Genomic DNA, 8708 nt, shown 5'->3' on the forward strand with positions numbered 1-8708 from the left:
GCCCGAGGCCGGACGCCGCCCCCGTCACCAAAGCCACCCTGCCGCCCATCGCGCGCCTCTCCACCGCCCCCGTCAAACCAGTTGCCTGTCCGCGCATCCGCGTCTAGACAGCGCCGTCCTCTGGTGGGGCGTCGCCAAGTGGTAAGGCAGCGGTTTTTGGTACCGCCATTCCCAGGTTCGAATCCTGGCGCCCCAGCCAAGCTTCCGCTAAGTCATTGATCTGATTGCAATTGGCTCTCAGCCGCTTCGGCGGCCTCACCGATTGTACGCAGAGCTGTTGCACGCGCTTGTCCACAGGGGCAGGCCGTTGACGATTTGTTCTAACGTGTACCGTCGCGGGGCGGTATATTGGTGGCGAAGGCGATTCCGTTGCGATGAGCGGACGCGACCCTCTGGTGCCCCGGTTAGGGGGAAGTCCATCACGGTCGCTCTGAGCCTGGGCACCTCCGACCCAGCAAGTGCGCGCACACTCGGCTGGGGACTCAACGCGGAAAGCCTCCGCGTCCGGGATGACCCCGCCATGCAAACAGCGGCTCAAATCCGCGACCACCTCCGCGCCTTCGTCGATCGGGAGCGAAGCGCGCGGATCGCGCGCTTGCAGCGTGACCTCAATCCACCGCGCGCGCCTCTCATCGGCGACTGGCCCACGCTCATGGAGAAACGGGAGCGGGAGTATCGGATCTTCGGACGCCTGCAGACGCTAGCGGCAGAGGAAGGTTTCGACGCAGGGTACGACAGTGAACTTGATGGCCGCCTGAAGCGGGAAGGCTTCAGCCTGAGCGAGCGCGGGGCTATCCGACGGCGCATCGAGAACGGTTACCTCCGCGATCTCGGTCGCCCGGACGAAACCGGCCGGCTCACGCCACCGCGCGCTTATCTTCAGACAATGCTGACCAGCATGAACGAGCCTTTAACGGAGGCTGGCCTCAATCGCTGCCTGCGTGGGCTGGCGGCGCTCTCCGGCCATGTTTCACGCGAGTTCGCCTCGACTTATGCCGAGGCGCGGGCAGATCCACGGGAGGCCTGGGCCAACCTCTCGGCGATGCGTGCCAGGGGCGAGATGCCGCGTGACACGCTGGGCTGGGCCGCATCCGACTTCGACGGCGCTGACAGTTTCGAGTGGGGCGACTTCGAGGTCCAGGCCCCCACAACACCGCCGCTGTCAGAAAGCAGTTATACAGATCCGGCTACTCCTAAATCCGAGCCCGTCGGCCAGCCGGCACCCGAGCAAGACCCCATAGCCGACCGGAAACATCCACCCGCGGCGCCAGCTCCTGCGTCGTACCCTTCAAAAACGGAGGCCGCCGCGCCGGAAGAGGCGTCAAGGCCATCGTCTGGATCTTCGGAGCTTGACGGAGAGGATCGCGGTCCAGCCGTCACCGATTGCGCTCCAGCCCTCGACCAGCGAGGCCTGGACCATGCGCATGAGGACAGCGAAGCCGGTTCTGGCCCGGTCAAGAACTCGCTGACCGAGATGGTCGAAGAGCTCATCACGCACAAGGGCGCCACCTGGGACGAGAAGACCCAACGGCAGCATCGGGCGGTCGCGGCAATGCTGGGCGACGTCGCCGGCACCGATGACCTGCGGCAGATCCGGCATGCCCATCTCGCTGCCTATATCCAGAACCTCTCGAACCTGCCGAAGTCCTACGGCAAGAGTTCACGTGATGCGGCACTGTCGATTGCGGACCTGGTCGAGCGCGGCCGAACGATGCGGGCCGCGGGGCAGACAGAGAAAGTCGGGCTCAGCCCCGCGACCGTGAACCGGCATATCACGCAGCTCTCGACGATCGCGAAGTACTGTAGGGCCAAGCAGCGTCCGATTGGGCAGGTCGAGCTCTTAAGCGACTTCCGCCTAATCGACCCGGAGCGGGACGGCGAGAAGCGACCGGCCTTCGAGGTCGACGAGATTAAGACTCTATTCGCGCACCCCGTCTGGACGTCGACGGCCTCGGAGGCGGAGATGCTGCGGGTCGCACGGGGGCAGCAGATTTTCGCAGTCGTCTACTGGCTGCCGCTCCTGGGCTACTACACCTGCGCGCGCCTGTCCGAGTTGGTCTACCTCGAGCTCGGTGACATCGACCTGGAGCAGGCCACGCTCAAGATCCGGCCGACACGCAGACGGCGCCTGAAGAACGCGGTGTCGCGTCGGACGCTGCCACTCCATCCAGAGCTGATCCGCCTTGGCTTCCTGGATTACGTGCGGGGCAGATCCGGTGCACGAAGCGATCTGATCTTCGCGGAGATAGCGAAGTTTGGCGAGAACACGCCCTTGTCGAACCTGTTCGACAAGCGCTGGACGGTCGTTCTGGACGAAGCCGTGCCCTTGGCCCGTGAGGAGCGCAAGACGTTCCATTCCTTCCGGCATTTCGGTAATACGGAGATGATCCGGCGGCTGGTGCTCGATCCGATCCGCGAGTCGATGATGGGCCATGAGGGCGCCACCGTGAACTCACGGAACTACAAGAAGACGCTCAAGCCTGAAGATTTGCAAACGGCCATTGCCGCCATTCCCGAAGTCACGCGCGGACTTCGGGCGTGTGACTGGACGCTCATTGAGTCTTCGCTCACGCTCGGCTCTCTGGAACGCCAAGTATCGGCAGAGGGAAGTTGGTCGCGCCGCCGATACCTCCCGTCATCGTCTCCGCACTCCGCGCGCAAGGACGCTGCGAAAGGACCTAAACGGTCCTCCCCGCATACAGAAGCTTGTCCGCGCCGAAACCAGAAGCCGTTTAAAGTGCCTTGAAGACCCATGCGGCACGTCAGCTTCGGCAATCAAGTCGCTGAAGCTGACGCGCCGATTTGGGTGGTTTCCTACCCGTCAGCTTTTGGTCCAGAGGTCTTGAAAGCGGACGAAATCCTAGGGCTTCCCCAGAGGTAGTTCCTCGGAGGGCAACACCAGCCCAGCTCCGATCGCGATCCAGACAAGATGCGCATCGGTGCGCGCCCCAAGCGTGGCGCGGATCACCGAGAGGTTGTTGTGCACCGTCTTGAGGCTCAGACACAGCGCCTCGGCTACGCTCTGGGCAGTCATGCCGCCCGCGGTCAGGCTCAAGATTTCGAGTTCCCGCGGGCTGAGGTCGTCAAGCGCCGTGCGCCCCCCAGCCACCTCGTCCTGGGCGATCACGTGCGCGATGTCGGCGCTCATCGCCCGCTCGCCGCGGAGCACAGCCGCCACCGCCGCCAGCAGCTGACGGGGTGGGCTCGCCTTGCTGACATACCCGCTCGCCCCTGCGGCGAAGGCTTGGCGCGCAATCACCGCCCCGGTGCGCATGCTGAACACGACGATGCGGGCGGCCCCATCCCACTGGAGGATGTGCCGGATGGCCTCGATGCCGCTTGGGCCGGGCAGCGATAGGTCGAGGATTACGAGATCGGGCGCGTGAGCCTTGTATTGGGAATAGGCCGCTGCCGCGCTTTCGGCTTCCGCGACCACGACCAAGCCCGGCTGTCGCTCGATCAGACGGCGATAGCCCTCCCGCACGACTGGATGGTCATCGACGAGGAGGATGGACGTGCCCATGGGCGACCTCAGACGACGGTTGGAACGGAGGCGCAGGCACGGAGCCCGGTGCCGGTGCCGGTGAGCGAGAAACTTCCGCCGAGGGCGGCGAGCCGGGCCCGGATGCCGACGATTCCACGACCCGTGTGGGACGCGGCTTGGGACACATCGCCCCCGCCGTCATCGTCCAGCGTCAGCGTCACCGTTCGTTGTCCGGCCTCCGACCGGTCGAGCCGGAGGAAGACCCGGCTCGGCCTACCGTGGCGCAGGGCGTTCGTCAGGAGTTCTTGCGCGATCCGGTAAAGGCTCGCCGCCACGTTCTCCGGCATGTCGGTGAGATCGCCCGTTACATCGAGATGCAGGGCCGGGCCGGACCTGAGTTGCCCTCGCCAGTCCACAACGAGGCTACGCAGCGCCTCCTCCAATCCGGCTTCGGCGAGATCGGGCAGTTCGAGGCGGGCCAGGGCTCCACGCAGGCTCTCCCGCATGGTGACGATGACGGCTTCGATGCCCTGGGCGTCCTCGCGAAGATCCTCGCACTCCGGGGGTGCAGCCAGTTCGATCGCCGCGGCACGCGCCCCCACGGCGGCGAGGCACTGGCCGAAGGCATCGTGCAGGTCGCGCGCGAGGGCCTGCCGCTCTTCTTCCTGAACCGTGACGAGCCGCTGCATCAGGCTGGCGCGGTCGGCCTCTGTGTGGGCGAGCCGGTCGGCGAGTGCGTTGCAGGCGCGGGCAATCCGGTCGAACTCGGTGGCGGCGAAGCGTGGCAGCGGCGGTCGGGTGCCGGCCGCGTCGAGGTTCTCCAACCCCTGCACGATCCGCCCGGCCGGAGCGACGAGGCGCGTCACGGCGATCCAATTGAGAAGCACCGTCGCCGCCGCCAAACCAAGAGCTAGCCCACCTGCGAGACGCGTGCGCCGCCAGAGCCGCACCGCCGAAGCCATCGGATCGGGCCATGCCGTGACACTGCCGATAGTGCGGTCGCGATACACGATCGGCCGGATCGTCGGCGCGGCAGCGGCCTCCCAGATGAGGGCTCCGCGGAACCAAGCTGGCGCGGCATCGAAGCCGTCCCAGTCACCGCAGTAGCGGCGAGGCAATTCCACGCCGAGATGAATGTCGGCACAGATGCCCGGTAGGAGCGTGACGATGGCCGGCGCGGCCTGCGGCGCGCTGGCCGGCATTGCGGCCGGTCCGGCGCTGCCGAGGCCCGGCTGACGCGCTAGCTGCGCAGCGATCCGATCCGCCGACATGGCAGCCTCCCAGCGGAGGCTCGCATGGGCCTCCCAGGCAGCCCATGCAAGAGCCCCCGCCAAGCAGAGCACGGCGACCACGAGGAGGCGCAGAGCGAGATGCGTGGGCAGGCTCATGGATCCAACGGCCGGGCTCGAAGCGAGACTTATTTGGCACCGAGCTCGTCGAGGTGCGCAAGCCATGGCTCAATCAGACGGGAAGAATGCCCGGGCTTCAGCGGGTGGACTTCCCTGGCCTCATCCCGGCACGATCCGGAGGATAGCGCTGTCCCCTCGCCACGGAGCCAGCCATGTCGCTTCATCTCTCCCGCCGCAACCTGCTGGCCGCGTCCGCCCTGCTCCCGCTCGGGTTACACCTCTCTGCGGCGGCCGCGCCATCAAGCGGCCCCTACCGGGTCGGTGCGTTCACGGTGACGCCGTTGTGCGACGGTCTCTTTCCGCTGGAGCCGAGCATGATCCCGGCTGCGGAAAGCCAGGCCGGACAGGCCCTGTTGATGGGGGCCGGTCTTCCCGCGAACGGCCCGTCGCCGGAACCGGTCAACGCGTTCCTGATCCGACGCGGGGAACGTCACTGGCTGCTCGATGCGGGCTGCGGCACCGTGCTCGGGCCGGGCTTCGACCGGGTGACCGCGGCACTGGCGACGGAGGGCGTGCGGCCGGATCAGGTCGAGACCATCTGGCTGAGCCATCTGCACGCCGACCATGCTGGCGGTCTCCTGACGCCGAACCGTCTCGCGCGGTTCGCGAACGCCGAACTCGTGCTGCAGGATCGCGAGGTGGCCTACTGGTCAGATGCGGCTGCCAGAGCATCTGCTCCGGCTGCGTTGAGCCCGATGTTCGAGACAGCGCAGGCGGTGCTGGCGGCCTATCCCGACCGGATCCGACGTGTCTCCGGCGAAGCGGAACTCGCGCCGGGCATCCATGCGCTTCCACTGCCCGGCCATACACCGGGACATATGGGCGTCTTGATCGCGGACGGCTCCGACCGACTGCTGATTTGGGGCGACATTGTCCACTCCCGGATCCTGCAGATGCCCCACCCAGACTGGACGGTGATTTGGGACACCGATCCGGCGGAGGCGATCACGACGCGACGGCGCATCCTCGACCGTGCGGCGGCGGACGGCTTGAGGGTGACTGGGATGCACCTCGCCACAAGCGGAAGAGTCGAGCGCGCTGATACGGGGTATGCACTGATCTAGTTGCGCCGAAATAGGGGGACCGCGAGCGTCCGCTCTCGAGGTCCCTCCAATGGACAATCGGCGACCGCATCGGGTCGGTAGCCGAATGGCGGCTTGGGGCGGCAACCGGACCCTGCCCCTTCGTTCCGAAACAGACGTTCTTCCTCCGATCCAATCCGGTCATGCGTAAATAGGGTCCGCCTACTTCGGTTCAGTCCTGCCCACCCTAGCTTGGCAGGAAAGGGAGCCAAACACGTGGATCATGACATCGGTGAAGGACAAGGGCAGCCACCCGCTTCGAGCCAACGCTACATCTCCAAGTCGCTCGACCTGCTCAACCTTTTGCTGATCGACGTGAACGGGGCGATCAAACCCTACCTCAACGTCTACCTCTACGTGCATCGCGGTTGGGACGACGCCTCGGTCGGGCTGGTGAGCACGGTGGCGGGCATCGTCGGCATCGTGGTACAAACGCCCATAGGCACCGCCATCGACGCGGTCCGCGACAAGCGCGTGATCCTGCTCGGTGCCCTGGTCGCGCTCTCCCTGGCCACCCTCCTCATCGCGCTCTTTCCAAACTTCTGGCCCGTGCTCGTCGCCTCCTGCGTTCTCGCGGCGGTCGGCGGCATGCTCAGCCCAGCCGTAGCGACGCTCACCCTCGGCCTGTTCCCCGCCGGGAAGCTGGCCCGACGTTTCGGCCGCAACGCCGCCCTGGAGCGTACCGGGAACGTCGCCATCGCCGTGCTGATCGGCCTCGTCGGTTGGCTGTTCCCAGACCGGGCGGTGTTCCTCTTGGTGCCCGCCTGCGCCATCGTCTCGGCGGCGGCCCTCTACGCCATCCCCCGTCGGGCAATCGATGCGCGCCGGGCCCGCGGTGGCGGTGAGGGCGAAGCGGAAGACGCACCCGCCGGGTGGCGGTCGCTGCTGACCAGCCGGCCGCTCGTGGTCTTCGCCGCATGCGTTGGGCTGTTCCATTTCGCCAACGCGCCGCTTCTGACCCTCGTGGCGCAGGAAATCGGGCGCGCGCGCCCGGACTGGTCGTCCGTCATCGTCTCAGTCTGCATCATCGGCGCCCAGGCGGTGATGGTGCCGGTGGGGCTCATCGTCGGCCGCCGTGCCGAACGCTGGGGGCGCAAGCCCCTCCTCGTGATCGGCTTTGCCGCGCTGCCCGTTCGGGCCTTGCTCTACCTCGCCTGGCGCGACCCATACTGGCTGATCGCGGTCCAGTGCCTCGACGGCATCGGCGCCGGACTGCTCAGCGCGATGAAGCCCCTGGTGATGGCCGACATCACCCGTGGCACCGGCCGCTACAACGCCGCCCACGGTCTTATCGGAACCGTGCAGGGCGCGGGCGCCTCCCTGTCCTTCGTGATCGCCGGAACCTTGGTGCAGACGGCGGGGTTCGACGCAGCCTATCTCGCCTGTGCCGCCGCCGCGGCGGTCGCCCTCGCGGTGTTGGTGGCGCTGATGCCCGAAACCGCTTCCGAGGAGCCCCTTGGCGGACCGGCGGCGTGGTTGCAGGCGATACTGCCGAGCAGAACGTAAGGAGGGGTCAGTGATACATCACGTTTCCGGCATGGGCCGCCGCCGGCGGGCCGCGACGCTCGCGGTTTTTCTGTTTCTCGCCCTGCCTGCGGCTGCAGGCACGCTGCGCAGCACCTACGTCGATCCGACCGCGATGGCGTTGCAACGTGTCCTACCCCCGCCGCCTGCGGCAGGTTCGGAGCCGGCCAGGGCCGACATGCAGGCGGTCGAGGCGGCCGTCGGCGCCCGCACTTCCGAGGATGAGCGACGCATCACGGCGAACCTCCCGTGCACGCTCGACCGCTTCAGCGGTGTTCTGGGTCCGGCCTTCACCGCGGAGACGATGCCGGTCACCGCCGGGCTGATCGAGCGCGTGTTCCAGGATGGCGAGCTGATCGTGCTGGCGGCCAAAAACGCCATTGCCCGGCCGCGCCCCTACACGCTGAAGCCCGATCTCGCCACGTTCGGCCACCGCTCCGCCAGCACGTCCTACCCAAGCGGTCACGCCACGTTCGGGTATCTCGCTGCCACGGTGCTCTCGCATCTCGTGCCGGATAAACGCCAGGCGCTGTTTGCCTTCGCAAGCTCGTATGGGGCCAACCGCATGATCGCGGGCACGCACTTCCCGTCCGATCTCGAAGCAGGGAAGATCACGGCGGCCGTCATCGCTGAGGCGTTGTTCCGCGATCCACGCTTCCAACAGGACCTGGCGCAAGCCGCTGTGGAGGTCGCGGCCCAGGACATATCAACCAGCCGGTGAGCGGGAGGCCTCGCAGCTGCTGCATCACGAGGGCGGGAGGCAGATTTGCAGCGCAAATGCCGCCGCCTAATTGTAGTAGCCTGTGCTCCACCGCGCAAAAGCGCAGACGCATGACGCCTTCGTAATCATCCCGGAGACAAGCTCCACGATTCCCGACCACCCTGACAGCAGGAGATCCGACGATGCACTACGTCACCAACGAGAGAACCGCCGATGGGCACTTCATGGTCAAGGTCGCCAGCCGCGCTGTCACGGAGGCCTGTGAGAAGCGGCAAGCCAAGAGGCTTGTCCGGGCGATCCGGGGCTTGCGGCGTCTGAAGAAGGCGAAGAAGCAGGCGGGCGCTCGACACGGGTACTGAACGCGCGCCGCCTCGACGGAGCGGCGGGACGCTCATACGAGCCGCAACTCGCCCGCCTTGAGGCCGAGGCGTCGGATGAGGTCCCGGTAGAGGGCACCGACGACCTCGATCCCCATGCCATCGGTCGTC

At 66.8% G+C, this 8708-nt stretch carries 7 protein-coding genes and 1 tRNA gene; 6 read left to right on the forward strand and 2 right to left on the reverse strand.

Translation table 11 applies throughout. The features are described from left to right. The first annotated feature begins 124 nt into the window (after positions 1-124). Positions 125-199, forward strand: a tRNA-Gln gene (locus FV223_RS13415). Between the two features lie 321 nt (positions 200-520). Then, entirely contained in the window at positions 521-2746 is a 2226-nt protein-coding gene (locus FV223_RS13420; protein WP_147727521.1) for a tyrosine-type recombinase/integrase, read from the forward strand. 114 nt (positions 2747-2860) lie between these two features. Here the strand turns inward: FV223_RS13420 and FV223_RS13425 are convergent, their stop codons facing one another. Continuing rightward, positions 2861-3523 (reverse strand): response regulator transcription factor, encoded by a 663-nt coding sequence (locus FV223_RS13425; protein ID WP_147727522.1) that lies wholly within the window; start codon positions 3521-3523, stop codon positions 2861-2863. A gap of 8 nt (positions 3524-3531) precedes the next feature. Then, positions 3532-4872: a histidine kinase gene (locus FV223_RS13430; protein ID WP_147727523.1), complete on the reverse strand. Its 1341-nt coding sequence runs from the start codon at positions 4870-4872 to the stop codon at positions 3532-3534. Positions 4873-5045: 173 nt separating this feature from the next. Here FV223_RS13430 and FV223_RS13435 point away from each other — a divergent pair, with 173 nt between their 5' ends. From FV223_RS13435 to FV223_RS30400, 4 genes are all read left to right on the forward strand, one after another. Beyond that, a complete protein-coding gene (locus FV223_RS13435; RefSeq protein WP_147727524.1) occupies positions 5046-5957 on the forward strand; it encodes an MBL fold metallo-hydrolase in 912 nt (303 codons plus the stop codon). Positions 5958-6191: 234 nt separating this feature from the next. Then, positions 6192-7481 (forward strand): MFS transporter, encoded by a 1290-nt coding sequence (locus tag FV223_RS13440; RefSeq protein ID WP_147727525.1) that lies wholly within the window; start codon positions 6192-6194, stop codon positions 7479-7481. Between the two features lie 10 nt (positions 7482-7491). After that, entirely contained in the window at positions 7492-8220 is a 729-nt protein-coding gene (locus FV223_RS13445; RefSeq protein WP_147727526.1) for a phosphatase PAP2 family protein, read from the forward strand. Between the two features lie 182 nt (positions 8221-8402). Next, the gene (locus FV223_RS30400; protein ID WP_187276136.1) at positions 8403-8579 is read left to right on the forward strand and encodes a hypothetical protein; all 177 of its coding nucleotides are present in this window, start codon (positions 8403-8405) and stop codon (positions 8577-8579) included. The last annotated feature ends 129 nt before the right edge of the window (positions 8580-8708 follow it).

It is taken from the genome of Methylobacterium sp. WL116 (assembly GCF_008039455.1).
Classification (GTDB): Bacteria; Pseudomonadota; Alphaproteobacteria; order Rhizobiales; family Beijerinckiaceae; genus Methylobacterium.